27 protein-coding genes are annotated in these 26,014 nt (G+C 61.5%); 17 read left to right on the forward strand and 10 right to left on the reverse strand.

Annotated elements, in window-relative coordinates; all coding sequences use genetic code 11:
• Positions 1 to 160 precede the first annotated feature (160 nt).
• Entirely contained in the window at positions 161 to 343 is a 183-nt protein-coding gene (locus MUN81_RS22060; protein ID WP_044518383.1) for a hypothetical protein, read from the forward strand.
• A gap of 226 nt (positions 344 to 569) precedes the next feature.
• Positions 570 to 1,295 carry a hypothetical protein gene (locus MUN81_RS22065; RefSeq protein WP_245117523.1) on the forward strand — a complete coding sequence of 242 codons (726 nt, stop codon included), beginning with the start codon at positions 570 to 572 and terminating at the stop codon, positions 1,293 to 1,295.
• 87 nt (positions 1,296 to 1,382) lie between these two features.
• Here the strand turns inward: MUN81_RS22065 and MUN81_RS22070 are convergent, their stop codons facing one another.
• The 10 genes from MUN81_RS22070 to MUN81_RS22115 all read right to left on the reverse strand — a co-directional run bounded on the left by MUN81_RS22070 (position 1,383) and on the right by MUN81_RS22115 (position 12,865).
• On the reverse strand, positions 1,383 to 2,579 hold the full coding sequence (locus MUN81_RS22070) for a restriction endonuclease (protein WP_245117525.1): 1,197 nt from the start codon (positions 2,577 to 2,579) through the stop codon (positions 1,383 to 1,385).
• A gap of 48 nt (positions 2,580 to 2,627) precedes the next feature.
• Positions 2,628 to 3,875 carry a hypothetical protein gene (locus tag MUN81_RS22075; RefSeq protein ID WP_245117527.1) on the reverse strand — a complete coding sequence of 416 codons (1,248 nt, stop codon included), beginning with the start codon at positions 3,873 to 3,875 and terminating at the stop codon, positions 2,628 to 2,630.
• A gap of 98 nt (positions 3,876 to 3,973) precedes the next feature.
• Entirely contained in the window at positions 3,974 to 4,942 is a 969-nt protein-coding gene (locus MUN81_RS22080) for a DUF4396 domain-containing protein (protein WP_245117528.1), read from the reverse strand.
• 78 nt (positions 4,943 to 5,020) lie between these two features.
• Positions 5,021 to 5,653, reverse strand: coding sequence for a DUF305 domain-containing protein (locus MUN81_RS22085; RefSeq protein WP_245117530.1), 633 nt, complete (start codon positions 5,651 to 5,653; stop codon positions 5,021 to 5,023).
• Positions 5,654 to 5,848: 195 nt separating this feature from the next.
• Complete coding sequence (locus MUN81_RS22090) at positions 5,849 to 6,457, reverse strand: DUF305 domain-containing protein (protein WP_245117532.1); 609 nt, start codon at positions 6,455 to 6,457, stop codon at positions 5,849 to 5,851.
• Between the two features lie 97 nt (positions 6,458 to 6,554).
• Positions 6,555 to 8,030: a hypothetical protein gene (locus MUN81_RS22095; RefSeq protein ID WP_245117534.1), complete on the reverse strand. Its 1,476-nt coding sequence runs from the start codon at positions 8,028 to 8,030 to the stop codon at positions 6,555 to 6,557.
• A gap of 407 nt (positions 8,031 to 8,437) precedes the next feature.
• The gene (locus tag MUN81_RS22100; protein ID WP_245117535.1) at positions 8,438 to 9,061 is read right to left on the reverse strand and encodes an AraC family transcriptional regulator; all 624 of its coding nucleotides are present in this window, start codon (positions 9,059 to 9,061) and stop codon (positions 8,438 to 8,440) included.
• Between the two features lie 11 nt (positions 9,062 to 9,072).
• The gene (locus MUN81_RS22105) at positions 9,073 to 9,450 is read right to left on the reverse strand and encodes a cupredoxin domain-containing protein (protein ID WP_245117537.1); all 378 of its coding nucleotides are present in this window, start codon (positions 9,448 to 9,450) and stop codon (positions 9,073 to 9,075) included.
• A 12-nt stretch (positions 9,451 to 9,462) separates the two neighbouring features.
• Complete coding sequence (locus MUN81_RS22110) at positions 9,463 to 11,730, reverse strand: heavy metal translocating P-type ATPase (RefSeq protein WP_245117539.1); 2,268 nt, start codon at positions 11,728 to 11,730, stop codon at positions 9,463 to 9,465.
• Between the two features lie 133 nt (positions 11,731 to 11,863).
• Entirely contained in the window at positions 11,864 to 12,865 is a 1,002-nt protein-coding gene (locus MUN81_RS22115) for a serine protease (protein ID WP_245117541.1), read from the reverse strand.
• Positions 12,866 to 13,162: 297 nt separating this feature from the next.
• Between MUN81_RS22115 and MUN81_RS22120 the strand changes: the two genes are divergently transcribed.
• From MUN81_RS22120 to MUN81_RS22180, 15 genes are all read left to right on the forward strand, one after another.
• Complete coding sequence (locus MUN81_RS22120) at positions 13,163 to 13,636, forward strand: hypothetical protein (protein WP_245117542.1); 474 nt, start codon at positions 13,163 to 13,165, stop codon at positions 13,634 to 13,636.
• Between the two features lie 129 nt (positions 13,637 to 13,765).
• Positions 13,766 to 13,897, forward strand: a complete 132-nt coding sequence (locus MUN81_RS22775; protein WP_280638286.1) for a hypothetical protein — start codon at positions 13,766 to 13,768, stop codon at positions 13,895 to 13,897.
• Between the two features lie 46 nt (positions 13,898 to 13,943).
• Positions 13,944 to 14,891: a heavy metal-binding domain-containing protein gene (locus tag MUN81_RS22125; RefSeq protein ID WP_245117544.1), complete on the forward strand. Its 948-nt coding sequence runs from the start codon at positions 13,944 to 13,946 to the stop codon at positions 14,889 to 14,891.
• Positions 14,892 to 14,940: 49 nt separating this feature from the next.
• Positions 14,941 to 15,759, forward strand: a complete 819-nt coding sequence (locus MUN81_RS22130) for a DUF305 domain-containing protein (RefSeq protein ID WP_245117546.1) — start codon at positions 14,941 to 14,943, stop codon at positions 15,757 to 15,759.
• A 38-nt stretch (positions 15,760 to 15,797) separates the two neighbouring features.
• A complete protein-coding gene (locus MUN81_RS22135; protein ID WP_245117548.1) occupies positions 15,798 to 16,319 on the forward strand; it encodes a heavy metal-binding domain-containing protein in 522 nt (173 codons plus the stop codon).
• A 92-nt stretch (positions 16,320 to 16,411) separates the two neighbouring features.
• Positions 16,412 to 17,650 carry a TolC family protein gene (locus tag MUN81_RS22140; RefSeq protein WP_245117549.1) on the forward strand — a complete coding sequence of 413 codons (1,239 nt, stop codon included), beginning with the start codon at positions 16,412 to 16,414 and terminating at the stop codon, positions 17,648 to 17,650.
• Positions 17,650 to 18,261: a hypothetical protein gene (locus tag MUN81_RS22145; protein ID WP_245117551.1), complete on the forward strand. Its 612-nt coding sequence runs from the start codon at positions 17,650 to 17,652 to the stop codon at positions 18,259 to 18,261. The genes MUN81_RS22140 and MUN81_RS22145 overlap by 1 nt, the downstream gene beginning before the upstream one ends.
• On the forward strand, positions 18,245 to 19,393 hold the full coding sequence (locus tag MUN81_RS22150; RefSeq protein WP_245117552.1) for an efflux RND transporter periplasmic adaptor subunit: 1,149 nt from the start codon (positions 18,245 to 18,247) through the stop codon (positions 19,391 to 19,393). The genes MUN81_RS22145 and MUN81_RS22150 overlap by 17 nt, the downstream gene beginning before the upstream one ends.
• Positions 19,394 to 19,400: 7 nt before the next feature.
• On the forward strand, positions 19,401 to 20,099 hold the full coding sequence (locus MUN81_RS22155) for a hypothetical protein (protein WP_245117554.1): 699 nt from the start codon (positions 19,401 to 19,403) through the stop codon (positions 20,097 to 20,099).
• A gap of 6 nt (positions 20,100 to 20,105) precedes the next feature.
• Entirely contained in the window at positions 20,106 to 20,246 is a 141-nt protein-coding gene (locus MUN81_RS22850; protein ID WP_348533181.1) for a hypothetical protein, read from the forward strand.
• A gap of 37 nt (positions 20,247 to 20,283) precedes the next feature.
• Positions 20,284 to 23,325, forward strand: a complete 3,042-nt coding sequence (locus tag MUN81_RS22160; RefSeq protein WP_348533182.1) for an efflux RND transporter permease subunit — start codon at positions 20,284 to 20,286, stop codon at positions 23,323 to 23,325.
• A gap of 10 nt (positions 23,326 to 23,335) precedes the next feature.
• Complete coding sequence (locus MUN81_RS22165; protein ID WP_245117555.1) at positions 23,336 to 23,932, forward strand: helix-turn-helix transcriptional regulator; 597 nt, start codon at positions 23,336 to 23,338, stop codon at positions 23,930 to 23,932.
• Between the two features lie 107 nt (positions 23,933 to 24,039).
• Entirely contained in the window at positions 24,040 to 25,104 is a 1,065-nt protein-coding gene (locus tag MUN81_RS22170; RefSeq protein ID WP_245117556.1) for an HNH endonuclease, read from the forward strand.
• A gap of 63 nt (positions 25,105 to 25,167) precedes the next feature.
• Complete coding sequence (locus MUN81_RS22175) at positions 25,168 to 25,509, forward strand: four-helix bundle copper-binding protein (RefSeq protein WP_245117557.1); 342 nt, start codon at positions 25,168 to 25,170, stop codon at positions 25,507 to 25,509.
• Positions 25,510 to 25,652: 143 nt separating this feature from the next.
• Positions 25,653 to 25,862, forward strand: a complete 210-nt coding sequence (locus MUN81_RS22180; protein WP_245117559.1) for a heavy-metal-associated domain-containing protein — start codon at positions 25,653 to 25,655, stop codon at positions 25,860 to 25,862.
• The last annotated feature ends 152 nt before the right edge of the window (positions 25,863 to 26,014 follow it).

Raw genomic sequence — 26,014 nt, forward strand, 5'->3', positions numbered from 1 at the left:
GACCAGGTGAAAGCCTATGCCCACGACTTCGTGCAGGCGCAGTTTCAAGCAACTCAAAGCAACTGAATAAAAGTTGCATAGGCTGGTGAAGTCTTAAGTGGAATTCTCCGCTCAAACTCACTGTTGAGGTAAAGAGAGTTTTTCCCTCTCGCCCTGCTATATGGCAACTAACAAACCGGCCGGCGACGGCCACCGTAACGGCGCAGTGCGCGACCGTTCGCAAGTTTTCAACCCCGTCACGGAGCAATACGTGAAGCGGAACACCACCAACGGCCAGTTCATGGACGTGAAGCAAGATGGTACGCCCTTCAAAGGCGTGCGAAAAGAGAAGGGAGGCAAATAGTACTACTTCTACTCTGTTTTTTATCAATAAAATGGCGGTTCCGAAATGGAGTCGCTTTTTTATTTTAATTGTTGCCCCCGCTAATGCAGGTATCGCGCCGACACCACTACATTCCCCAGTTCCTCATCAAGAATTTTGCGGATGCGGATGGACTGCTCTACTTGCTTGATAAGCAGACGGCAGAATAGCCAAGCAGCGGCAAAGCCCGAAGGCTATATTCTTTGAAATGGACCGGAATACAGTTCTCTTTCACGGCCAGCCTAAAGACCATCTGGAAGCCCTGTATGCAGCTTTGGATGACAAGGCCGCCGCCGATTTGCAAAACGTCCTACTCTCCCGAAAAGCTTCTCTCGAAGAAGTGGTGAGCATTGTTGCGCTGGCCAGCTCCCTTAAATGGCGCATACCGGCGAGCGACCCACAGTTTGGCCGACTGAAAGAGGAGTTGAGCCTGGCCGACTTAAAGGCAGAAATCCGGCCCATCGACCAAGCTAAACCAGTGGACCAGAACGCGCTGAGCCAGTTGGTAAATTCGGATGCTATCAAAGAGGCCAAGCGTATCTTATTGCCCCTGCTGCCGTTGTTTGACGAGAATAAGCTTACCGACATTCACGCCAGCTGGTTTATTCACTCGCAGCCCGATGAACGGTTTCCCTCCGTGATTGGAGACTGCCCCGTGCTGGAAAGGCCCGATGCGGACCATAGCAAGCTCGAAGACTTCATCTTTCCGCTAAGCGCTACCGACACTTTTATTTACAAGCACTGGGCCCAGAAGCGGATTAAAAGCCCAATTTTTACTATCCAAAAGGACTTGGCTACCCTTCACTATTCCACGCGTTACGTTGCGTGCAGGAGCAAAACACACTTGGAAACCATCGTGCAGATGTACAGCGCGATGCAAGCCCAAAACCAAGTAGGACAGCTAACGAAGCTCTTATTTGACTTTATCGCCTAATCCAATTAGCGAAGTTCGAAACCCCGAGCAACTACCAGCCAGGTTCACTCCCCACGTTTCGCGCACTCTTTAATAGGGTGCGGTTAACTACCCACGCCACCGCCAAGCTCTTCTAAAGCCCTTAGCCTCGGCATCCGCAACGGTTAAGGCGTAAAACTCACCTGCCTTATCCAGCTTGGTTCGGTCGTACATCTGGTCAAATGGCAAGTGATAAATACGCTCACCCGTTGCCGGACTGATGTGGCATTTTATCATCGGAAAAGCGCCCAGCTTCACCTGCTCCCGAACCTGGATGCGCAAAGCCTGGGCAAATTTGCGGGCCGTATCCGACAAATCCGTGGAGGTGCAAAACACCCCTACAATGTTACTGGCGGACAGTAATTGCGGAAAAAGATGTAGCTGCTGGTCGGCTAGTTTTTTCTGCGCTGAGTTCAGATAGAATTTGACGGTAGTACCAAACAGCTGGTTGATGTGCTTCTCGTGGATGAGCTTGTGCTTGCTCCAGTACTTGCATTGCACGATGAGGGTGTTGCCGTCTTTACGACAGATTAAGTCCCTCCCCAGGTCTTCCTTGCCATTCTCAATACCGAAATAGGTTACGGTATAACCTTCACATTCATACAAGTACCCCACGAATCGCTCGTAATCACGGCCCAGTTGGTAAGGACTTTTCCGGCCCTGCATGTACCGCTCCAAGGCCCGCTGGTTACGCTCGGTAGTGGAGAGACTGCTGTATTCACCGGCCGTCAGAAAAACACTCACCGGGTCGGCTTCCTGCGGTGCTTGCTCGCCAAACGTATCCTTTATTTCAAGCAGCGCCTCCTCCATTTCTCCTTCGCGGAACTCCGTCAGAAATGGAAACAGGCCTTCGTATTGGTTAATTACATACTGCAGGTGCTTCAACTGAGCAGCCAGAATGCGTTTCTCTTTGCCGACTTCACGCACTGCCTGGGCAGACGACTTAGCCGGCCGGGGCTTAAAGGCCAAATAGTCAGCAACCTGATTGTTGTTGAGCAAGACCAGGTCCGCAATTGCGCCGGCTAGCCAGGGAAAGCTTTTGCTTTTCTCGGTTAACACTTTTTCCAATCGAGCCACATCAGCGGTGCGCTTGTCGAGTGTTTTCTCCCGGACATTTAGCTCGGAATTTCTGGTTTGGTAATCCTTGTAAAGGGTGCTCTTTTCCTGCGCCAGCTGCTTATCAAGCCGGTTTTTTCGAATTGCTAGCAGCCCTAATCCGACCAGAAATCCGAGCAACACCAACCATAAATACAGATACTCGGCCATAAATAGTCAAGCTAACTAGTAGTCATACCAGAGAACAAACAGGGACACTTAAACCGAGCGCGCAATCTTAAGCATGGCCGCCGGCGAGTCGCCAAACTTGCACAGGGCCTCGCAGTGCTGGCGCAGCTCCGAAAACAGAATGTACCGGATGGTCGCGCCGGCGGCACGGATGGCCGGGCGAGAAAGCTGGGCCTGCACTTCCTTCTCGCGGGCGTCGGGCACCACTAGGTAGAGCGCCGTTTCGTGCTCGGGCATGGAGAAGGCCAAATCCGTCAGGCGCAGGATGCCCGAGTAGATGCTGGTGCTTTTCTCCACCTCGAAGGCTGCCACCACGCGGTTGGTACCGGGGGCAAACCACACGATGTCGATGAGGCGGATGGTGCTGGCCACGTCGGCCGGCACCGGCAGCTCGGGGTGCTGGTCGAGGCAGAGGAACGAGAGCTTCTGCCCGCCGCAGAGGCGGTTGCGGTCGTTAATGGCCGTGGTTACGTCGCAGCCCAGGGCCTTGCCCACGCGCAGCAGGTGATGCTGCATCTCGGTGTGCTGGTTTTCTTCCTGGGCTTCGGTTTGCACCTCTTTGTGGCGCTTCTGGGCCTGCTGCTGGTACTTGTCGCGGTCCTCGTCGGTGGCAAACTGCTGGTCGCCGGCAATCATCTTTTTCACGCCTACGTCAAAGAGCAGCCCGCTCAGCGCGCCGTAGTCGAGGCTCAGGTGCTGGCGGTGCTCCTGGTTAAGGTCGCGCAGCCGGTCGCGCATGCGCAGGTACTCGGACCAGGAGCCGAGCTTGATTTTCTCCCCGAACAGCGCGTTGAAGCCGTTGACGATGGCCGTATTGCAGGGCGGCATCAGCGTGGGGTGCAGGAAATACAGGATGCTGGCCACGGCCGGGCCGAGGCCCTTGATTTTGCGGCGGTCGAGGATGTCAATTTCGCGCAGCAGCTGCTGCTCGGTGGTGGCGGCCAGGCAGCTTTCCAGAAATTGCCCGAACGCCCGCTTGTTGTCCTCGTGCTCGTAGATGTCAGGAATGCGCAGCTTGGGCTTCCAGTAGAAGGGGTGGGCCGCGCCCTGGAACACCTGCTTCTGCTCGCTGATGACGCTGAGCACGAATTCGAGTGAAGTGCCTTTGAAGTCGTTGCCGAAGCTGCCCGCCTTTATATCCTTCACCACCTGCTGCACCCCGCGCCGGATGGAGCGGAAGGCCTTCAGGCGCTCCTCGTTGTTGATGAACCAGGTATTGTAAACGGACTCGGAATCAGCTTTGTATTGCTGGATAAGGGGAGGTAGCGCGGCGGACATAAATAGGGGTGGGCCAATGGAACCACTAAGATGCGCAGAACCCCGGGGTCTGCAAGGCGGGGCGTCCGAAATCCACCGTCAGGACTTCCCGTTGCGGCTTAGTGGGTCATCCCAGGCATGGCCATTTGCGGCATACTCATCTGCTGGCCGGGCCGCATGGAAAGGTCGCCGTAGCGCGCGGCCACGTAGTAGCCCGCGGCCAGCATCACCAAGGTGAGCACCGCTACTAGGGCCTTACGTCCAGCTGATACCTGGCCGTCGCCTTCCATGCGCATGCCTGGCATGGCGTGGCCGGCGTGCGCGCTGGGGGCCAGCGGGGCGGCGGCGGGTGTCATGCCGGCCATGGCCATGCCCGCGTGCTGGTGCTCGGCGGCAACCGGGGCCCCGCCCTTACCCAGGGCCCGCTCGGTACCCATGCCGTGCTTGAGCTTATGCTTAACGAGCCACCAGTTAACGGGATAGGCCACTGCCACGCCCACGAGCGTAGCGGCCGACATCGACGCCCAGAACCAGGGCGAGGTGGCTTCCATCGCCCGCATGTCGCGGCTCATGAGCAGCACCATGGTGGGCAGCATGCCGGCCATCATGGCGTTCATCGACATCCACTCCGGCAGAAACGAGCTGCGCACGGCCTCCCCGTAGCTCATGCCCATCATGTCCTTCATAAACAGGGCCTGAAAAATGAACAGCCCAAACAGGAAGCCTGCCGCGTACTCAACCCAGATATCGGTTCCCATGCGCAGGCCAAAGTAGCCGGTGATGGCGGCGGCCACAATAATGCCGGTGGCATCGCCGGCGGCGCAGTGAATCGTGGAGCCCACGGCCTGCTTCCAGAGTGGCGCTACGAACTGCTCGTGGGTACCCGGCGACGGCTCGCGGCACGAAAACCAGTACACCAGCAGCCCCACCGGCCCGGTGTAGAGCGTGACTAGCACCCAGCCCCACTTCATCACCTTCATTTCCGGCGTGCGGGTAAACAGGTCCCAGGCCACGTAGAGCACCGAGAGGAACGTGAGGCCGAACCAAGTCCAGAGAAGCCAGTCCGGCAGCCAGGGAGTGTTGTGCATTTCCATTGGGAAAAGGTGTAAATTAAAAAGCAGCGGGCTATGTAGCCCGCTGCTTTTCAGGTGAAAGGAAGCAGGCCATTAGTAGCCTTTGTTGGTCAGCAGCCACTCCTGCATCTCCTTTATTTCCATCATTTGCTCGTCGATTATCTGCCGCGCCAGGGCTTTGGTTTCGGTGTGGCGACCCAGGTCCAAATCGGCCTGCGACGTTTCGATGGCGCTCTGGTGGTGGTCCTGCATAAGTTGGGCAAAATCGCGGTCGGTATTGCCGGTGATAACGCGTAGGTCGTTGGCGCGCATCATCTTATCCATGGCCATCATCTGGCGCGTGTTAAAAGCTGGTACGAGGGGCGTCTCTACCCGATGCCCAGCCAAAAACGCGTTAAACTGCGTAATCTCGGCCTGTTGCGCGGCAATGATGCGGGTGGCCAGGTCCCGCATCTGGGTGTCCTTGCCATTTTTCAATTCCTCCTGGGCCATGGTAATGGCTCCTTGGTGGTGCATCACCATCATCATGGCGTAGTCCTGGTCGGGGTCCTGGGTTTTCATCATGGCATCCATCTTCTTCATCATGTCGTGCATGAGGGTCATCATGGTGTTCTGGTCATGGGCCTGCACTTTCAGGCTGTCAGCGTCGTCTTTGCTGCACGAGGAAACAAGCGTAACGGAGGCCAGCAGCAGGGCCAGCAGGGGAAGGCGAAATAGCTTTTTCATAATAGCAGGACGTGGTGAAGTTTTCCTGATTTCTAAAACGGCCTGCAGTACTACTGGATTTATACCGATGCATCCCCGGCTTGCATAATTTTCTACAAGCTCCCGCTGCCCATCATGCTGCCCGCTCCTGGTTACCAAAAAAAGGCAGCCCATTCAGAGCTGCCTTTTCGTGTACTTGAGCGGTATCGCTAGGCGCTACTTGTTGCGCGTGAGCCAGTCCTGCAGCGCCAGGATTTCCTGCCGCTGGTCGGCAATGATGGCTTGAGCCAGCGCCCGGGTGGTGTTCTCGCGGCCGTGCACGAGCAGCGCCTCCGAGTTGTCGATGGCGGCCTGATGGTGGTCCACCATCAGCTGGGCGAAGTCGTAATCGGGCCGGCCCGTGATGGTGCGCTTGTCGCTGCTGGCCATCATCTTGTCCATGTTCGTTTTCTGGAGCTGAGTGAACTGCGGCACCAGCGGCTGCCGCGCCTGGTGGCCGCTGAGGAAGGCGTTGAACTGCGTGATTTCGGCCTGCTGCTTGGTGATGATGGTCTGGGCCGTCGTCTTCATCTCCTGGTTGGTGCCGCTTTTCAACTCCTCCTGCGCCATTTTAATGGCCGCTTCGTGGTGCAGCACCATCTGCGCCGCGAAATCGTGGTCGGGGTCCTGGGTTTTGGCCTGCGCGTCCATTTTGGTCATCATGTCCATCATAATGGTCATGTACACGCTGTCGTGGGCGGGGTCCATGTCGTGGCTTTTGGAGCAGGAAGTCACGAAAAGGCCCAGCAGGGCCAGCAGGAGCAAGGGTAAACGAAGACGAGGCATAGAATTGATGAGGTTTTGATGAAACCCCATAACACTAAGGCCAGCCCGTTGGATTTTACAAATCCCCGCCATTTCCTTGCATAATTTCCGGGTTCATCTACTGCTCCGGCTGGTCGTCGGCACCACGGTTGATGATGGGCAGAATCTGGTACAGCATGTCCTTGGGAATACCCAGCATGTCGCGCTTTTCCGCGTAGTTCTCCAGAAACAGGGCAAAGGGATGGATGCTCTGCATCAGCCGCTGCTCGTCTTCGGCGTCGCTGATACCAGCCCAGGCCGGGGCCCGCAGGTAGGTCACGTATTCTTCCAGCACGTCCTCAAACACCAGCCGCCCGTCGCGGAAGTCTTCGTGGTAGGCCAGGAGCGTATCCGCGTCGATGATAATCAGCGGGCGCACGTTGTGCACCGGTAGCCCCTCTTTCTCCAGCTTGGCCAACTCCTCCTGAAACCAGTCGTTGACGACCACGTTCAGGCCGGGCTGGTTATAGAGCCGGTCATGCACCACCAGCACCGGGTAGATTAGCAGCTCGGCCGGGTCGAAGTCGGTATCGAAAGGCAGCTTGTGGCGCAGCAGTCGCTTCACGTTGTTGGCCAGCTGCCTCGCGGCTTTGGGGTGCTGGTCTTCGTCTTCGTAGAACTTCTTCTTTACCTCATCCAGGTACGTGGCGAAGTCGTGGCCGGCCTTGGCAACCTTGTTTACCCACACATCTTTCGACTCGAAAAGCACGGCCCGGTTAGCGTGGCGGAAATAGTAGTCGGGCTCGGACTGCCCTTTCAACTGCCAGCCGTCGAAAATGGCTCGACCGCTCAGGGCCAACCCCCGACCCCGAAAGGTGGCATCGAGCAGCAGATACATGAGGTACTGCTCCGAGAACAGGTCGCAGTACACCGAGCGCCAGTCGGGCTCCCGCTGGGTTTTCGGCAGGGACTGGTTGGCCTGATTAAACTGAAAATACAGCCCCTTGTGCATGGCTTCCACCACCAACACTGGGTAGGCCAGCACAAACGTGCCCGGCGTTTCCTCCACCAGTGGGGTAGCCCGCAGACTAGTGAAATCGGCTTTATCCAGCTTCTGGCCTTCGCGCAGCGCAAAGCGCTGCAGGAAGGCCCGGTCAGCTTCATAGTCCGGCTGGTTATCGGGTATCTCCACGGAGATGCGCCCCGGATTTTCCGCCTGCATGACGGGCTTCGTTACGCCGCTGAGCTTCCGGAAATACTCGGGCCAGTCCTGGCAGCCGAAGCGTTGCAGAAAAGCGTGCAGCAACGGGGCAAAACGCGCCTCCGCCTCCAAAAACTCAAATAGCCGGACCGATTTAATGAGCTGCAGGACGGCGATATTGAGCAGGCGCAGGTTCACCAGCTCAAAGTCGGAGAACGTCAGCGCCAACGCCATTGCCGCTAGCGGCTGGTTCGGGAGCAGCGCCTTCGCCGCGGCCGAAGCCTGGTCCTGCTCCGCGATGTACGGGCCGTTCAGCACCAGGCACGCTTTAAACAAGCTCTTCTCCAACTCGGCCGACGACTTGGTATCGGGCTCATCCGGCAGCTCGAAGCAGTAGTAGTAAAGCTGCAGCACCGTTTTGGGTGCAGAAAGCTCAGCCGGCCATGCCCCCGGTTCTGGAGCACCTTCGCCCGGTAATACACCTCGTCGGCAAACAGCTGGCTGTGGGTGCCAAAGAACTGCTGCATGTCCGTGATATGGTTCCGCTTAGGAGCCGGCACCTGGCTGAGGTAGCCGAGCAGGTGCGACACGCATTGTAAGCGCCGGAGCCGGCTGATGCCCGAGAGGCACTCCTCAATGGGCAGGGCGGGCTCGGAAAAAAGGTAGGTGAAATCGACAAGTAACCCTCTAGTCATAAGCAGAGCAGGAGCCGGAAAATTAGGTGAATGGCTCCTGAATTGATGAACAATAAAAAACAGCCCGGCGTTAATTACGCTGCTGCTTTTTTCCTGTGTATCGCTCCCCCACCCGCTTACCGGCCACTATATCAGCGAGTCAAGGCTGCGGCGGGCGTGGCTGGCGGGCCCCAGGCGCTGAAATTCGGTGGGCGTGAGGCCGGTCACCTGCCGAAACTGCCGCGAGAGGTGCGCCGGGCTGCTGTAGCCCAGCTGCTTGGCCACTTCGGCGATGGGCAGCTCCCCGTAGCCAATCAGCTCCTTGGCCCGCTCTACCTTCTGGCGAATGATGAATTTCTCAATCGTGAGGCCCTCGGAAGCAGAGAACAAGTGGGAAAGATAGTGGTAGTCCTTGCCCAGGTGCTCGACCAGATAGTCCGAGTAGTTGAGCAGGCGCGGCCCCGGCGGCGGGTAGTGAATCAGGGCCACCAGCAGGGTTTTGATGCGGTCCACAAGTTGGTCGCGGGGGTCTTCCAGCAACTCAAAACCGGCGTCCTGCAGGCTGGCCCGGATGGCCACCAAATCGGGAGCCGCCCCGTCGGGCGTGGACACGTCGGCCTCGCCCAGCGCCACGCGGTGCACCTGCAGGCCCAGGGCGGCCATCTCCTCGCCCACCACCCGGATGCACTGCGGGCACACCATGTTCTTAATCAGGAGCCGGTGCGAGCCGGGCGGGGGCAGGACATGGGTAATGCTAACGTCGGCGTGCATAGGGTGCGGCATTATTTCACGACCAGGCTACCCCGCAGCATGCCCATGCCGCAGGTAAACTCAAACTTGCCCGCCTGCTGGGGCAGCAGCTCGACCAGCGTGGTTTTGAAGGCCGGCAGGTCGCGGCGGATGCTGAAATCAGGCATCAGCAGCTCCTCCGAGCAGCTGTTTTCCTCGTCGCGGTAGAAGCTCAGCTGCACGGGCTTGCCGCGCTCCACCTCAATCACGTCGGGCGAATAGCCGCCCTTCACGGTGATGGCCACCTCCTGCACGCCGCCCGAGGAAGACACGGCGCTGGCCGTCTGGCGGGCCGAGAAAAAGAAGTACCAGAGCACAAACCCGGCGAGGGCTAGGCCGCCGACGGTGACAATAATGGCGGTCGTATCCATAACTGAGCGGAATTAATGATTGTCGAAGCTGCGCAGGCGCAGCGAGTTGGTCAGCACCGACACCGAGCTGAGCGCCATGGCCCCGGCCGCGAGCATGGGCGAGAGCAGGATGCCGAAGAAGGGGTACAGCAGCCCGGCCGCCACGGGAATGCCGAGCGTGTTGTAAATGAAGGCGAAAAACAGGTTCTGCTTGATGGTGCGGATGGTCTGGCGGCTCAGCTCAATGGCCGTCACCACCCCGTTCAGGTCGGAGCGCATCAGGGTGATGCCGGCGGCTTCCATCGCCACATCGGTACCCGAGCCGATGGCCAGCCCGATGTCGGCCTGAGCCAGCGCGGGCGCGTCGTTGATGCCGTCGCCCACCATGGCCACGGTGCGGCCCTCGCCTTGCAGCTCCTTCACCTTGCCGGCCTTGTCCTGGGGCAGCACCTCGGCGAAGTAGCGCGTGATGCCGACCTGCCCGGCCACCTGGGCCGCTGTTTCGGGGTTGTCGCCGGTCATCATCACCACCTCGATGCCCAGCGCCTGGAGCTTTCTGATGGCGGCAGCCGACGTGTCGCGCACGGTATCGGCCACGCCCACCAGGCCCACGGCCTGGCCCGCCACGGCAATGTAAAGCACGGTTTTGGCCTGGCTCAGCAGCTGCTCGGCCTGGGTTATCAGACTCGGGGAGAGGCTTACGTTTTCGTCGGCCAATAGGCGGCGGTTGCCAATCAGCACGGCCTGGCCATTTACCGTAGCGGCGGCTCCTTTGCCTTCCACGGCGCGGAAGCCGGTGGCCGTCAGGCTGGCCGCGCCCTGGGCGTCGGCGTGGCGCACCACGGCCTCGGCCAGCGGGTGCTCGCTCTGGCGCTCCACGGCGGCCGCCACCGGCAGCAGCTGGCTAGCCTGCTGGCCGGGCAGCGTCCAGAAATCCGTCACGGCGGGCTCGCCCTTGGTGATGGTGCCGGTTTTGTCGAGCAGCACGGTATTTACCTGGTAGGCTTTTTCCAGCGCCTCGGCGTTGCGCACCAGCACGCCGTGCTCCGCGCCCTTGCCGGTGCTCACCATGATGGCCGTGGGCGTGGCCAGCCCCAGCGCGCAGGGGCAGGCAATGATGAGCACGGCCACGAAGTTGACCAGCGCCAGCGGCAGGCGGGTGCCGGCCGGGGCTAAATCAAACCAGATGACGAACGTGAGAATGGCAATGACCACCACCGTGGGCACGAAAATGGCGCTGACCTTATCGGCCAGCCGCTGAATGGGAGCGCGGCTGCCCTGGGCCTCTTCCACCAGCTTCACAATCTGCGAGAGCATGGTATCGGCCCCCACTTTGGTCACGCGGAAGCGGAAGGAGCCGGTTTTGTTGAGCGTGGCCCCGAACACCGGGTCGCCCACCTGCTTCTGCACCGGCAGACTTTCGCCGGTGAGCAAGGCCTCGTCCAGGGCCGAGCTGCCTTCGGTGATGAGGCCGTCGGTGGCCACCTTCTCGCCGGGACGCACCACCACCAGGTCGCCCAGCTGCACCTGCTCGATGGGCACGTCGACTTCCGCGCCATCGGGCCGCACGACGCGGGCGGTTTTGGCTTGCAGGCCGATGAGGCTGCGCATGGCCGCCGAGGTCTGGGTTTTGGCCCGCAGCTCCAGCACCTTGCCCAGCAGAATCAGGGCAATGATGGTGGCCGTCGTATCGTAGTACACCTCGGGCATCAGGCCCCGGCTGGTGAAAAAGCCCGGCACCACCGTAGCGGCCAGGCTATACAGAAAGGCTGCCCCGGTGCCCACGGCAATCAGCGTATCCATGTTGGCGGCCCGGTGCTTGAAGCCGTTCCAGGCCGACACGTAGAATTCACGCCCGCTGTAGAGCAGCACGGGCAGCGTGAGCAGCAGCAGAGCGTAGTTGAGCCACTGCATGTTGACGCGCACCATCATCGCCGGCCAGAGCATGAGCATGCTCAGCGGCATGATGATGACGGCCAGCCCCACGGCCACCCAGAAGCGGCGCTTGAGCTTCTGGTAAGCCAGGGCTTTCTGGCGGTCGATTTCAGCGCTGCGCTCGGCGGCGCTGGTATCGGGGGCGCGCTCGACCACGCCGTAGCCGGCGTTGATAACCGCTTCCTTCAGCGTAGCCGGGGAGGCCTGGGTGGGCACGTAGTCCACGGTGGCCTTCTCGGTGGCAAAGTTGACCATCGCCCGCTGCACGCCGGGCGTGCGGCTGAGCGACTTCTCGACGAAGGACGCGCACGAGGCGCAGGTCATGCCTTCGATATCGAGGGTTTCGGTTTTCGTGGCAGGTTCCATAAAAAGCAGCGTAGTGAGTGATTATGGGCCGTTCGGCCAGTTGGCGAAAACCCATAATCACGCTACAAAGGAACGGCGACCCCATGGCGAAGTTGGTACTAAATATCGCCTCAGAATTGCATAATTTGACTGCCTATTCCGCCGTACCGGCATCCTTAACTGCCTGTTTTGCCTGCCACTCAGCGAGGCACCACCGGGCAGACCCCAAGTTGACTTTGACGGTCGTGGAAACAGGGATTTGCAAGCCAAAGCTCTGACGTAAAAACTCCAGTAGCACAGTAGTTCGGGTCACGAGCAGGTACTTCCTTCGGTTGAGCGTCAATTCTTCGGTTACAATGCCAACCAGCTTCTTTTCCAGGGAAGGGTCGTGTAGCAGATAATTGCCTGTATCCCAAAGGCCGCTGCCGCTGATGCCTTCCATTTTGGGGCGCTTGTGTGGCTGGGGATTGGTGGCCGACAGCACGTCACCCGTGAAGTCGAGCACGAGGTGAGTAGCCGGGTGGAGCTTGGCCCGGGCATAATCAAATTCACCCATCAATTGAGTCTGCAGTGGGTACGGTGCTGATTTCACCTGGCCATCAAAAGACCTGGTCTTCGCCGCCGGAAAGCCGACGGATAGGTAGACATCCGTTAGGTGCCTGGGACTCGTGGAGAGTTCCGAAAGGGTCAGGAAGTGGTAGGCTTCCTGCAGGCGGGCAAGTTGGGACTCGTCGGTCAGTTCCAACGCGGCCAAGTCAATTTTGTCGTCCTTCCGTTTGCCCGAGGCAGGCAGGGAGGTAATCCGTAGCTCACCAGCCAGGGTAACTTCGTGCGGAAGCAGAATCACGAACGTCTCGTGATACTTGCCGGCAATGACGTGCGCCGCCGTCACCACGAAATATCGACCATCGAGGGTCAGTAGCACCCCGCTGCCACATGCGGCGATGCGGCCCTTGTGCGTGTAAAAGAACTGGATGGTTGATTTAAGGATTGCCGCAGTGGCAATCCTTAGGGGTTGGGCTTTGACTTCTTGTAAAAGCGAAATGGGGGTAGGCGTGGAGGCCATGGGTGAAAAGGTAAAAATTAAGTTATTGGTTGGGGCATCCAGAAATGAAGCCTGAATGCCCTTCCCACTGATGAATACGTTTTCCAGCACCTCTTTTGGAAAAGGGGGCTGATTTTGTTTTCAAAACCATGGATATCATCAGGCAGTTAGCCTTGCCGAACTTATAAAATCACGCCGATAGCTTGCATAATTTTGCTTTTACCAGTCGTGTGCTAGTCACTCCGCTATTGCGCATAATGGGCTGACACGCTCATTAGCGACATTTTATCTTGGCTTACTTACTGCACGAAGCAGGCCACCGGAACCCTTTCGCGGCATTGCGGGTAAAGAAGCAGCTCTACTCTTCTGAGGAGATAAGTCTAATTTTGCGGTTGCTTCATGCCCGTTATGTTCCGTAGCCTGTACCCTTTCCGCCGTTTGCTGGCGACGAGCTTCCTGCTCGTCTTCGTCAACGTGTTCGTGGGGCAGTGCTGGTGCGCAACGATAAATCCGCTGCCGCCGGCTTCGCCGATGATGGCCATGGACCACCACCAGGCCGAGAAGCCGGCGCACGCGGGCTGCCACGGCCACGACGCGGTGGCGGAGCACCCGACCAAGCAGCACAGCCATTCGCCCAAGTCGGGCACCAGCCACGACTGCTGCAAGGACAAGTCGGCCTCGCTGCTGTCTTCGCTGACGACTCCCGCCCAGAAACACTTATTCACCCCTGCCCCGGCTATCCTGCCGGCGGCAATCGAGTTTCATTTCCGGCCGCTGGCTGGCAAGTGGGACCGCACGGCTACGGTGGCCCTGGTTCCGCCCCGGCACCTCAAGCCCAAAATACCCGACATCCGCATCTTCATCCAGTCGCTGACTGTCTGATTCTTCCGACGCGCTAAGGCTCGCGCCGGCATAGCTATGCTATGTCCGGGGCGGGCCTTTTCGTTTGCTCGTCTGCGTGGCACACCCGCGCCCCCTCCCCCCATTTTCCTGGTTTTTCCCCTCCCCGCAATGAAGAGTTGCTGTCAGGAGGCCGGTGCGCCGCCCCCTCGTGGGCCGGGCCATCGCTGGCTGTCCTACCTGCTCTACGCCGGGCTGGCTGCCGCGCTGGGCTTCGTGCTCTGGCAGCAGTGGCAGGCGTAGGCCCCCGGCCATTTCCGGCCAGACCTCTCATCTCATACCCGTTTTCATGAATCGCTTTCTTGTTCCGCTGCTGGCCGTTGTCAGCGTTTTCACCGTTGCCAGCTGCTCGTCGGATTCGTCCAGCAGCAGCGCCACCAATACCGTCACTACGCCCACCGGCACCGCGCCCGACAGCACCGCCGCGCACGCCGGGGGCCACACCTACGCCTGCCCCATGCACCCGGAGGTGACCAGCACCAAGCCCGGCGAGAAGTGCCCCAAGTGCGGCATGGAGCTGGTCCACAACGACCAGGTGAGCAACGGCAAAAGCTACCAGATGCAGTTCGAGCCCAAACCCATGCAGCTGGTGGCCGGCCAGCCCGCCACGCTCACCTATACCCCGCAGGAAGTCGGCAACGAGAAAGCGCCGGTGCCGCTGGCGGTGGTGCACGAGAAGAAAATCCACCTCATCATCGTCCGCAAGGACTTGTCGGTGTTCGACCACGAACACCCCGAGTTCACGGCCGATGGCAACTACAAGGTGCCCTTTACCTTCCCTAAAGGCGGTGATTACGTGCTGTTTCAGGACTACACGCCCGATGGCAGCGGCCACCAGCTGGGCCGCCAAGTGGTGAGCGTGCAGGGGCCGAAGTACACGCCCGTCAAGTTCAGCAAAGACCAGATGCAGTGGAGCCAGGATGGCTACCAGGCCACGCTTGCTTTTGACAAGGAGCTGAAAGTAGGGCAGCTGCTGGGCATGAAAATCACCCTCAGCAAGAATGGCCAGCCGGTGACGGACCTCGATAAGTACCTCGGGGCGCTGGGCCACGTCGTGGTCATCAGCGAGGACACCGAGCGCTACCTGCACGTGCACCCCAACGACCAGGCCGACAAGGGTCCGGTCATCGGCTTCAATACCAACTTCGAAAAGCCCGGCCTGTACCGCGTTTTCCTGCAATTCAACCACGGCGGGCAGATTCACACCGGCGACTTCACCATTAACGTGAAGGCCTAGCGCCTTCGCTACAACTCCATCTTTCACCGCTAACCCAATCTCAATCCCCATGAAAAAGTCCGCATTTTTCCTCGCCGCCCTCTGTTCGGGCACCCTGCTCCTCGGCAGCTGCAACTCCGACAAGAAGACCGACACCACGGCTACTGCAACGACTTCGGCCACGGCCGATACCACCGCCGCAGCCGGCAACATGGCCGGCATGGACCACTCGAAAATGGCCGCCGGCACCTCGCCCCTGATGGCCTCCATGAACGACATGATGGCCAAGATGAACGCCATGAAGATGAAGGGCAACACCGACCACGACTTCGCCCACATGATGCTGGAGCACCACAAGGGGGCGGTGGCCATGGCTGACATCGAGCTGCGCGACGGCAAGGACGCCACCATGCGCCAGATGGCCGAGAAAATCAAAGCCGACCAGCAGAAGGAAATCGGCGAGCTGGAGCCCATTGCCGAGCGCCTTGACTCGGCTCCCACCAACTACAAGCCCCAGGACCCGGCCGACCCCTTCACCGCCCAGATGAAGGCCTCGATGGACGGCATGATGAAAAATATGCCCGCGATGGTGGCCGATGCGGACATGAATTTCAACATGTTGATGACGGTGCACCACCAGAGCGCCGTGGATATGGCCAAAGCCGAGCTGGCCCACGGCAAGGACAGCAAGCTCAAGGAGATGGCGCAAATGATGATTGACGCCCAGCAGAAGGAAATCCAGCAGTTCAAGGACTGGCACACCAAGAACGAGGGCAAGATGAAAACCTCGGCCGCCGTGTACGAGTGCCCGATGGGCTGCGAGGGCAGCCGCAGCAGCAAGCCCGGCAAGTGCCCCACCTGCGAGATGGACCTGGTCAAAAAAGCTTAATCCTACCCCAATAATTGCCGCTACCGCCCTCCATGAAAATGCTCCGCTCCCTCCTCGCCGCGCTGGCCCTGCTGGCCGCCGCGCCCCTTGCCCACGCCCAGCACGCCGAAATGGCGGCGGGCGAAACCCACGCTCACGTAGCTCCTCACGGCGGCGTGGTGCGCTCGGCCAGCCCCTACCACCTGGAGCTGGTGGCCCAGCCCACCGAGATGGCTTTCTACCTGCTGGGAGCCAAGATGAGCGCCGTGCCCAACAAAGGCATGAGCGGTTCGGTGCTGGTGCAATTGAGCACCAACGCCACCGTGACCGTGCCGCTGGCCCTGGCCGGCGACGACCACCTCACGGCCAAGCTGCCCGCCGGGGCCAAGGTGCGCACGGCCATCGTGACGCTAAACACGGCCGACGGCAAGGCGCTGACCGTGCGCTTCGACAAGCTGGACGAGGCCCACGCCCACAAAGCCGTGGGCGCGGCTTTCACTTGCCCCATGCACCCCGAAGTGGCCGCCACCGAACCGGGCAAACGCCCGAAGTGCGGCATGGCGCTGGTCAAAAAATCCTAGCTGCCGGCGGTCTGCTTTCGGGCCGCCTTTCGTGTACCGCTCCCCTCCGCTGGCTGCTGCCGGCGGAGGGGCCAGCGGCCTAACCAATGCTTATGAACAATCTTCCCATTCGCCAGCGCCGGTTCGGGCTCTTGCTGCTGCTGGTGTTACTGGCCGGCCCGGCGGGGGCGCAGCAGGTTGTGGTGCGCCTCGATAGTGCCGAGCAGCAGGCCCTGCGCCGGCACCCGCGCCTGCGCCAGTCGGCCGAGGAAATCGCGGAGCAGCGCGCCCTGAAGCGCGGCAGCTTCTCGCCCACCAACCCGGACTTTCTGTTCTCCGCGCCCACGGGTGAGCGGTGGGCCCCGGGCGTAGTGCAAACCATCGACTTTCCCACGGTGTACCGCCGGCAGGCCCAGGCCGCGCAGGCCGGCATCACCCTGGCCGAACGGGGCCTGGACGTGAACCGCGCTACCGTGCGCCGCGACGTGCGTCAGGCCTACCTGAGCTTGCAATTTGCCGAAGCGCAGGTGCGCCAACTCACCTACCAGGACAGCCTGTTTCAAGCGCTGCAAGTGGCAACCGAGCGCCTGTTCAAGGCGGGCGAGGTGACGGCCCTGCAGCGCGTGAGCACCGAGGCTGAAGCCCGGCAGGTGCGCAACCAGCTCGACCAGGCCGTGGTGGACCAGCGCGCGGCGCAACGCCGCCTGGGTTTGCTGCTCGGGCAGCCGGAAGCCAACCTGACGGCTGACACCGACCTGCGCCAGACCGGCCCTGAGCTGGCCCGCGCCGGCGCGGAGCTGCTAGGCACGCTGCCCACCCAGGACAGCGCCGCCGTTGCCCTAAGTCCTACGCTGGCCTACTACGGCCAGAATGTGGCCCTGAGCCAGTCGGGCATCAGCCTGGTGCGGGCGCGGCGCACCCCGGCCCTCACGCTGGGCTATCAGAATCAGGCATATGGCGACTCGCCTTACCGCTACCGTTTCCAGTTCGGGGTGTCGGTGCCCATCTGGTTCTGGACCTACCGCTCGCAATTGCAAGCGGCCACGGCGCGCAGCAAGGCCGCCCAGGCCCAGCTGCAGGTGCAGCGCCTCGACCTGGGCACTCAGTACCAACAAGCGGTGGCCGACACGCGCAAGTTTGCCGCTTCGCTGACTTATTACGAGCAGACCGGGCTGCCCCAGTCGCGGGCCATCATCAGCCAGTCGCAGCGCCTGTTCAAGGCCGGCGAAATCAGCTATCTGGTGCTGATTCAGAGCCTGAACCAGGCCTTTACCATTCAGAATACCTACCTGACCACCATCCGGGACTACCGTCAGGCCATCGTTGCACTTAACTACCTGCGGGGACAATAATGAAGAACCTCCTCCTGCTTTTGCTGGCCCTGCTGCTGGCCACCGGGGCCCGCGCCCACGGCGGCGAAGACCACGGCGACGCGGCCAAGCCCTCGGCCGGGCCGGTGGCCACTACTTTCTCGGTGGCGGCCCTGTCCGAAAGCTTCGAGCTGCTGCTGCGCTTCGAGCCTTTGAAAAAAGGCGAAGACGCCGACATGCGGCTGTTCGTGTCGGACTACGCCACCAACGCGCCCATCAAGGGGGCCAAGCTGACGGTGACCTGCCCGGAAGCGGCCGAACTGAAATTCACGGTATCCGAAAAGTCGCCGGGGGCTTACCTGGTCGAGGGCACTTTTCCGGCCAATAAGAAATACAGCCTGGCCGTGAACATCGTGGCCGGCGACAAAGCCGATTTGATGCTGCTCTCCGGCATCGAAGTCGGCAAGCTGCTGCCCGTGGCGGCGGTTCCGGCCCCGGCCGCCGCGCCACTCATCGGCTCCTGGAAAACGGTGCTGCTGCTCTTCGGGGCCTTCGCGCTGGGCATTGCCCTCACTGCCCTGGTTATGCGCCGCCGTCGCCCGGTGGCCGCCGTTCCCACCTCAACGCCCGCTGTTTATGAAAACCACGCATAAGTTTCTCGCCACCACGGCCGCCCTCGGGCTGGCCTTTTCCGTGCTGCTGCCCCCGCCCGCCGCGCTGTGGGCGCACGGTGGCGAAGACCACGGCGGGGCCGCAACCGCCTCCACCGGCGTGGCCATGACCGATGCAGTGGCGTTGCCCAAGGAAAGCCAGTTTCTGTTCGGGGTGCGCACGGCCCTGGCCGGCTACTCCGACACGTATAATCGCCTCACGCTCTATGGTACCGTGGCCTCGGCCGCCGGAGGCGAAGGCCGGGTGGTGGTGCCCCAGACCGGGCGCATCGTGAGCCTCGCGGCCACGGTAGGCCAGCCGGTGCGCGCCGGGCAGGTGCTGGCCGTCATCGACCAGACCCTGGACGCGACCCAGCAAATCGGCCTCAGCACCGAGCGGGCCAACGCCCAGGCTGAGCTGCGGGCCGCCCAGCAGGACTACGCCCGCCTGCAAACTATCGCCGACATCGCCGCCCGCAAGGACGTGGTGGCCGCCGAGCTGCGCCTGCGCCAGGCCCGCCAGAACGCGGGCATTCTCAACGGGCAGGCCCGCAACCGCCGCGTCACCATCACTTCGCCCATCAGCGGCACGGTGGACGTGTTTACCCTCGCGGTGGGCCAGCAGGTGACCCAGGGCGACGAGCTGTTTCGGGTGCTCAATCCTGGCAAGCTGCGGGTGGAAGCCCAGGTGTTTGCGCAGGATTTGAACAAGATTCCGGCCGGGGCTCAGTTTCAGGTGGAAGGCCTGCAGGGGCAAACCGGCAGCGCCCCGGCCCGGCTGGTGGTGTTCAGCAACGTGGTGAACCCCGTGAACCAAGCCCGCCAGCTGGTGCTCGAACTCGACCCCACCGGCACCAACCTGTTCCGCGCCGGCCAGGCCGTGAACGTGCAGGTGCTGGGCCGCAGCGGCGGCGGCAAAAAGCAGCTGGTGGTGCCCACCTCGGCGCTGACCGACCTGAACGGCAAGCCCGTGGTCTTCGTGCACACCGACCCGGAAACCTTCAAAATCCGCTACGTGCAGCCGGGCTCGGCCAACGGCGAGCAGACGGTACTGCTGGCCGGCGACGTGAACGAAAACGACCGGGTGGTGAGCGTGGGCACCTACCAGCTCAAGTCCATCTACCTGAACCAATAGCCCGGCCATGCACCCCGCTCTCGTTCGCCGCCTGCCCTGGTTGTGCGCCGCGCTGCAACGCGGCGGGGCTGGCCTGCTGTTGCTGGTGTTGACGCTGCCCCTGGCCGCGCAGCATCGGTGGGCGGCCGGCGCGGTGGTGCTCGATACGCTCACGGCCCGGCCCCTGCTCTGCGCGGTGGGCGTGGCTGAGGGCGGCGGCGAGGTGCTGGTGTTCAACGGCCAGGCCCATACCACCCGCCACCGGCCCGATGGAGCCACCGAAACCACGGTCGGTTTCCGGGGCCGAGCGGCCTGGCTGCTGCGGAGCCGGGTCGCCTGCTGGAACGACGCGGGGGCCGTGCCGGCCACCGTGACCACGCCGGCGCAACTGGCGCACTTTATCCGCGAGGCGGCCCGGCGGGCCGGCCTCGATGCCCGCGCCGGGCAGCCCTTCCGGCTGTTGGGCCAGCCATCGGCCGTGTGGTGGCAGGTGGCGGCCTTCCCCACGGCCAGCCCCGCCGACGTGGTGGGTTCGGGCCTGGGTGCCCGCGGCCGCTTCGCCCCTGGGCCGGTAGACCTAGTGGGCTTTCTGCTGCCCGCTCTCAAACGCCGCCAGCCGGCGGGCCTACACCTGCACGCCCGCCCCGGGTCCCAGCCCTTCGTGGCGCACGTGGACAGCCTGCGCCCCGGCCCCGGCCTGCGCCTTCTCTTACCCGCTCTTCCCTAGATACTCATGCTTGACCGCATCATTCGATTTGCCCTGCAAAACCGCCTGCTCATGCTGGCCTTTGCCGTGGGCCTGCTCATTGCCGGCACCTACACGGCGCGCCAGCTGCCCGTGGACGTGCTGCCCGACCTGGACCGCCCCGCGTGACCGTGTTCCTCGAAGCAGCCGGCATGGCCCCGAAGAAGTGGAGGCCCTGGTGACGCTGCCCGTGGAAACGGCCCTGAACGGGGCTACCGGCGTGGCGGCCGTGCGCTCCAACTCGGCCATCGGCCTGGGCATGGTGTTCGTGGAGTTCGACTACGGCACCGACATTTTCACCGCCCGCCAGATTGTGGCCGAGAAGCTGCAAACCGTGAGCGGGCAGCTGCCCACCGGCATCACACCGGTGCTGGGGCCAATTTCCTCGGTTATGGGCCAGATTATGCTGGTAGGCCTCTCGGGCGGCCAGCAGACCAACGCCGCCGACCTGCGCACGCTGGCCAACTACACCGTGCGCCAGCGCCTGCTCTCCATTCCCGGCGTGGCCCAGGTCATTCCCATCGGCGGCGACAACCTGCAGTACCAGGTGCTGCTGGACATGCCCCGCCTGAACGCCACGGGCCTGACCGTGACGCAGGTGGAGGAGGCGTTGCGCCGCTCCAACCTCAACACCACCGGCAACTTCTTCGACCGCAACGGCTCGGAGGTGCTCATTCGCAACCTGGGCCGCCTGCGCTCAGTGGCCGATATCGAGAACATCATCGTCGGCTACCGGCAGGGCTCGCCCATCAGCGTGAAGCAGGTGGCCACCGTGGCTTTCGGGGCCCGCTTCAAGCGCGGCGACGGCAGCGTGAACGGCAAGCCCGCTGTCATTCTGAGCATCGAGAAGCAGCCGGGCACGGCCACCGTGGGCCTGACGCAGGCCGTGGAAAAGGCGCTGGTCGAGTTGAAGCCCTCGCTGCCGAAGGACGTGCAAGTGAACACGCGCCTGTTCAAGCAGGCCGATTTTATCGAGTCGTCGATTACCAACGTCGAGGAGGCGCTGCGCGACGGAGCTATTCTGGTGGTCATCGTGCTGTTTGCGTTCCTGCTGAACGTGCGCACCACCTTTATCTCGCTGGTAGCTATTCCACTCTCGCTGCTGGTGACGGCGCTGGTGTTCCGGGTAGCCGGCATTAGCATCAACACCATGACGCTGGGCGGGCTGGCCATTGCCATCGGCGAGCTGGTGGATGACGCCATCGTGGACGTGGAAAACGTGTTCCGGCGGCTGCGCGAAAACCAATACCTGCCCCAGCCCAAACCGGCCTTGCAGGTGATTTACGCCGCCTCCTCGGAGGTGCGCAACTCCATCGTGTACGCCACCATCATCGTGGTGCTGGTATTCCTGCCGCTCTTCGCGCTTGAAGGCATGGAAGGGCGCATTTTCGCCCCACTGGGCATTGCCTACATCACCAGCATCGTGGCCTCGCTGTTCGTGTCGCTCACCATTACGCCGGTGCTCTGCTACTACCTGCTGCCCAAGATGAAGCAGATTCGGGCGGCCGAGCAGGAAGGGGGCCTGGTGCGCTGGCTTAAGCGTAAGGACACTGGCCTGCTGGGCTGGGGCCTGGCCCACCCAAAAATGGTGCTTACGGTCACCGGGCTGCTGTTCGCGCTGGCGGCCTCACTGGTGCCTTTCTTCGGCACTGAGTTCCTGCCGCCCTTTAACGAGGGCTCGCTCACGGTCAATTTCTCGGCCCCGGCCGGCACCTCGCTCACCGAGTCCAACAAGCTGGGCACGCTGGGGGAGGAGCAGATTTTGCAGCTGCCCGAAGTGGCCTACACTGCCCGCCGCACCGGCCGCGCCGAACTGGACGAACACGCCGAGTCGGTCAATAACTCGGAAATCGAAGTGGCCTTCAAAACCGAGCAGGAGTTGGAACGAGAGGGAAAAAAGATGCGCAGCCGGGAGGAAATCCTGGCCGACCTGCGCCAGCGGCTGGGCCTGATTACCGGTGTGAACGTCAACATCGGCCAGCCCATCAGCCACCGCCTCGACCACCTGCTGAGCGGGGTGCGGGCGCAAGTAGCCATCAAAATCTTCGGCAACGACCTGCTGGAGCTACGCCGCTACGCCAACGAAATCCGCACCGCCGCCGGCGCGGTGCCCGGCGTAGTCGACTTGCAGGTGGAAAAGCAGGTGCAGATTCCGCAGCTGCTGGTGCGCCCCCGCGATGCCGCCCTGCGGGCCTACGGCCTGGAGCGCGGCCAGGTGGTGGCCACGCTGGAAACGCTGTTTCAGGGCGACGTGGTGTCGCAGATGCTCGACGGCCAGAAGCGCTTCGACCTCATTGTGAAGCTGCCCGAAGCCCAGCGCAACGACATCGCCACCATCGCCCAGACCCGCATCGAAACCCCGTCCGGGGCGCTGATTCCGGTGAGCCAGGTGGCCGACGTAAGCTACGAGCCCGGCCCCAACACCGTCAACCACGAAAACACCCAGCGCCGCATCACCGTCTCGATGAACGTGGCCGGGCGCGACCTGGGCAGCACCGTCAAGGAAGTGCAGGCCCGCATCAACCAGCAGGTGAAGCTGCCGGCGGGCTACTACCTGACCTACGGCGGCCAGTTTGAAAGCCAGCAGTCGGCCTCGCAGAAGATTCTCTGGCTGAGCCTGTTTTCGCTGGCCGGCATCTTCCTGGTGCTGTACTCGCACTTCAAGTCCGGGCTGATGGTGGGGCAGATTATGCTCAACATTCCGCTGGCCCTCATCGGCTCGGTGGTGGCCGTGCTGCTCACGGGCGGCACGTTTAGCATTGCCTCGCTGGTGGGCTTCATCACCCTCACCGGCATTGCCTCGCGCAACGGCATCATGATGATTTCGCACTACATCCACCTCGTGGAGCACGAGGGCGAGAAGTTCAGCAAGGAGATGATTATCCGGGGCTCGCTCGAACGCCTGGTGCCGGTGCTGATGACGGCCCTGGTGGCGGCGCTGGCCCTGGTGCCGCTCACGCTGGCTAAGGACGCGCCGGGCAAGGAAATCCTCTACCCGGTGGCCACCGTCATCCTCGGCGGGTTGCTCAGCTCCACCTTCCTCGACATCGTGGTGACGCCAGTGGTGTTCTGGCTCTTCGGCGAAAAGGCCCTGGCCCAGTACCTGCGCGGCCACCACGAAGTCAGTCTCGATGCCCACCCGCAGGAGCTGGATGCCCAGCCGCTCACGCCGCCTGCCGACCAGAACCCGGTGCAGCCCGCCGTCTAAGGTTCTCGCCATGTCTCTCACTTCACTCCCCACGCCCGACGATGCCGGCTGTGTGCTTTACATCAAGCACATGGTCTGCGCGCGCGGTATTCGGGTGGTGCGGCGGGAGCTGGAAAGCCTGGGGCTGCGGGTGCTGGAGGTGCGGCTCGGCGCGGCGACGGTGGCCGGTCACGCCGAGCAGTTGGACTGGGCCCGTATTCGCCAGGCACTGGCTGCGGCCGGCTTTGCCCTGCTGGAAAGCCCTGCGCAGGCGCTGGTAGACCGGGTGAAACAGGCCGTGGCCCAGCTGCTGCGGCGCTCCGGCAACACGCTGCGGCACCGCGAATTCATTCCCGCCCTGGCCCGGGAGGTGGGCCTGGACGGCCGCCGCCTGCACGCGGCCTTCGCCCAACTGCCCGGCCACGAAAGCCTTATCAGCTACATCACCCGCCAGCGGCTGGCCTACGCGCAGGAATTGCTACAGACCTCCCGGCTCGACATCGGGCGCATTGCCCGGCAGCTGGGCTACGGCAGCCTGGCGCACTTCTCCGGCCAGTTCCGACGGTTTGCGCAGTGCTCGCCCTCCGTCTATCGCCAACAGGTGGTTTTGGCGCAGAACATTGATTAGCAAGACTATTGCTGGTTGTCGAAGACAAATAAGACGAGTTAGAAACTTACCAGGCTTCGCCCCGCGTTTTGCTTCTCTTTCATCTTTCACAGCACCACGTCCTCTTCATGGCCAGAATTACCAGAACACTGCAACTACCCATGCCGGCCGATGCAGTAAATCAACAACGTGCCCAACAGTTCTTTGGGGCATATACTTGTCAAATGATGGTTGGTCCCTTGGACACGCCATTTTATTTAGGGACGCCCACGCCTAGGGCTTGCCGGTTTTGTGGCAGAACGGAACCGGAGGTGTCGTTCCGGAAGGATGCGCACGTAATGCCCGACTTTATGGGCAACCGCAATATTCTTTCCTACTTCGAGTGCGACACGTGCAACGCGTTGTTTGCGAAGTACGAAGACTCGTTCGCCAACTACCTGGGCGTGGCCCGAACCTTTAACCAGATTAAAGGCAAGAACAAGAAAGTCCCCAAATTCAAGGACAACAAGACCGGGCTGGAGGTGTCGATGGGCGCGGAAGGGCTGCACATCAAGACGATTCAGGGCCAGGACCCGCTCATCATTGATGAGGCTACAAACTCGGCGCAGCTGGTAACTACTCGCCCCAGCTACATTCCGATTCATCTGGTCAAGCTGTTGCTGAAAATGGCCCTTTGCTTACTTGATGAGCCGGAAGTGGCCGACTATGCGTGGGCCAGACGGTTCGTTACCTCGGAGGAGCATGATGAAGCGGCCCAGGGCATGGGCTTGCTAAGCGTAATGATGCACTCCATTCCCGGACCGCCGGTATTTCCGGCACCCTTCGCCCAACTCTACACCCGTAACGAGACAGCACCAGCCGACATCCCGGAAAAGGTGTTTGTGCTCTACTATGCCAACTACTATTTCCAGTTGGCATTGCCCTTCAGTCGGGTCGATAAGGTTCGATTCCTGGCGATTACGCCTCCTTTGAAGACCATTGACATACCCGTCTTCCCACTCTTAATCGGGGAAACGTGGCTGGCGGATTACGGCCCTGCCTCGTTTAAGCGGGTTGATTTCACTTCCAATCAGAAGCGCGTAGGAGAGGAGCATCGGTTTTCCCTATCCTTCGAGAAAATGGTGGAACTACCGCTTGACCCGGCAGCACCAAATGATGCAAGCCACGGGGCAATTGATGTAAAACCAGCCTAAGAACGGCGGGTATAAGCAGGAGTAACTCAGGCGCAACGCCGTTCACTCCTAATTCCATTACCCATGCACGCTCAGAATAAATCTCTCCTCGACGCCCTCAACGCCTGCATCGCCGCCTGCGAGCACTGCGCCACCGCCTGCCTGCAGGAAGATGATGTCAAAATGATGGCTCGCTGTATTAGCCTCGACCGCGATTGCGCCGATGTCTGTGCCCTGACGGCCCGGCTGCTGGCCCGTGGTTCGGAGCACGCCGCGCATTTGCTGCGCGAGTGCGCCGAAGTGTGCAAGGCCTGCGGCGACGAGTGCGAAAAGCACGGAGCCCACATGCAGCATTGCAAGGAGTGCGCCGAGGCCTGCCGCCGCTGTGAGGAAGCTTGCCGCGCCGGCCTGAGCACCGCTGCCTAAGCCCGCTTTGCCGCTGATGGCGGGGGGACGGGAAATCATGCAAGCCCCCTGCGCAATTCTGTACCCCGGTGGTGCCACCTTGGCCGCAGCTTTGCGTGTTGTATTTGCACGGGCCCGGTGTGGGTTCCTTAACTCAACTCGTCATGAAAACGCTTCAATTCAAAACCAACATCAACTGCGGCGGCTGCATCAAGGCCGTCACGCCCACCCTCAACGAGCAGGCCGGTGCCGGCAACTGGCAGGTCGATACGGCTAACCCCGATAAGATTCTGACCGTGAACTCGGACAAGCTTTCGCCGGAAGAAGTCGTGCAGGCCGTCGAGCAGGCCGGCTTTAAGATAGCCGCTGCGTAAACAGCCTTCGCTCTCTTCAAAACGCCCGGCTTCGTCGGGCGTTTTTGTTGGGGCCGGGGTTGCCGGGCGGCCCTCGCCAGCCCGCAACCGCCCTTATTTACCCTACCTAACCGCCTGACTATGTTTTCAGATTTCCCCAACTTACACCCCTG

Origin of the sequence: Hymenobacter sp. 5317J-9 (assembly GCF_022921075.1) — a bacterium.
Lineage (GTDB): Bacteria > Bacteroidota > Bacteroidia > Cytophagales > Hymenobacteraceae > Hymenobacter.

Coding starts and splice junctions, on each gene's coding strand:
- MUN81_RS22060 (WP_044518383.1), top strand. CDS start 161: ATGGCAACTAACAAACCGGCCGGCGACGGCCACCGTAACGGCGCAGTG.
- MUN81_RS22065 (WP_245117523.1), top strand. CDS start 570: ATGGACCGGAATACAGTTCTCTTTCACGGCCAGCCTAAAGACCATCTG.
- MUN81_RS22070 (WP_245117525.1), bottom strand. CDS start 2,579: ATGGCCGAGTATCTGTATTTATGGTTGGTGTTGCTCGGATTTCTGGTC.
- MUN81_RS22075 (WP_245117527.1), bottom strand. CDS start 3,875: ATGTCCGCCGCGCTACCTCCCCTTATCCAGCAATACAAAGCTGATTCC.
- MUN81_RS22080 (WP_245117528.1), bottom strand. CDS start 4,942: ATGCACAACACTCCCTGGCTGCCGGACTGGCTTCTCTGGACTTGGTTC.
- MUN81_RS22085 (WP_245117530.1), bottom strand. CDS start 5,653: ATGAAAAAGCTATTTCGCCTTCCCCTGCTGGCCCTGCTGCTGGCCTCC.
- MUN81_RS22090 (WP_245117532.1), bottom strand. CDS start 6,457: ATGCCTCGTCTTCGTTTACCCTTGCTCCTGCTGGCCCTGCTGGGCCTT.
- MUN81_RS22100 (WP_245117535.1), bottom strand. CDS start 9,061: ATGCACGCCGACGTTAGCATTACCCATGTCCTGCCCCCGCCCGGCTCG.
- MUN81_RS22105 (WP_245117537.1), bottom strand. CDS start 9,450: ATGGATACGACCGCCATTATTGTCACCGTCGGCGGCCTAGCCCTCGCC.
- MUN81_RS22110 (WP_245117539.1), bottom strand. CDS start 11,730: ATGGAACCTGCCACGAAAACCGAAACCCTCGATATCGAAGGCATGACC.
- MUN81_RS22120 (WP_245117542.1), top strand. CDS start 13,163: ATGTTCCGTAGCCTGTACCCTTTCCGCCGTTTGCTGGCGACGAGCTTC.
- MUN81_RS22775 (WP_280638286.1), top strand. CDS start 13,766: ATGAAGAGTTGCTGTCAGGAGGCCGGTGCGCCGCCCCCTCGTGGGCCG.
- MUN81_RS22125 (WP_245117544.1), top strand. CDS start 13,944: ATGAATCGCTTTCTTGTTCCGCTGCTGGCCGTTGTCAGCGTTTTCACC.
- MUN81_RS22130 (WP_245117546.1), top strand. CDS start 14,941: ATGAAAAAGTCCGCATTTTTCCTCGCCGCCCTCTGTTCGGGCACCCTG.
- MUN81_RS22135 (WP_245117548.1), top strand. CDS start 15,798: ATGCTCCGCTCCCTCCTCGCCGCGCTGGCCCTGCTGGCCGCCGCGCCC.
- MUN81_RS22140 (WP_245117549.1), top strand. CDS start 16,412: ATGAACAATCTTCCCATTCGCCAGCGCCGGTTCGGGCTCTTGCTGCTG.
- MUN81_RS22145 (WP_245117551.1), top strand. CDS start 17,650: ATGAAGAACCTCCTCCTGCTTTTGCTGGCCCTGCTGCTGGCCACCGGG.
- MUN81_RS22150 (WP_245117552.1), top strand. CDS start 18,245: ATGAAAACCACGCATAAGTTTCTCGCCACCACGGCCGCCCTCGGGCTG.
- MUN81_RS22155 (WP_245117554.1), top strand. CDS start 19,401: ATGCACCCCGCTCTCGTTCGCCGCCTGCCCTGGTTGTGCGCCGCGCTG.
- MUN81_RS22850 (WP_348533181.1), top strand. CDS start 20,106: ATGCTTGACCGCATCATTCGATTTGCCCTGCAAAACCGCCTGCTCATG.
- MUN81_RS22165 (WP_245117555.1), top strand. CDS start 23,336: ATGTCTCTCACTTCACTCCCCACGCCCGACGATGCCGGCTGTGTGCTT.
- MUN81_RS22170 (WP_245117556.1), top strand. CDS start 24,040: ATGGCCAGAATTACCAGAACACTGCAACTACCCATGCCGGCCGATGCA.
- MUN81_RS22175 (WP_245117557.1), top strand. CDS start 25,168: ATGCACGCTCAGAATAAATCTCTCCTCGACGCCCTCAACGCCTGCATC.
- MUN81_RS22180 (WP_245117559.1), top strand. CDS start 25,653: ATGAAAACGCTTCAATTCAAAACCAACATCAACTGCGGCGGCTGCATC.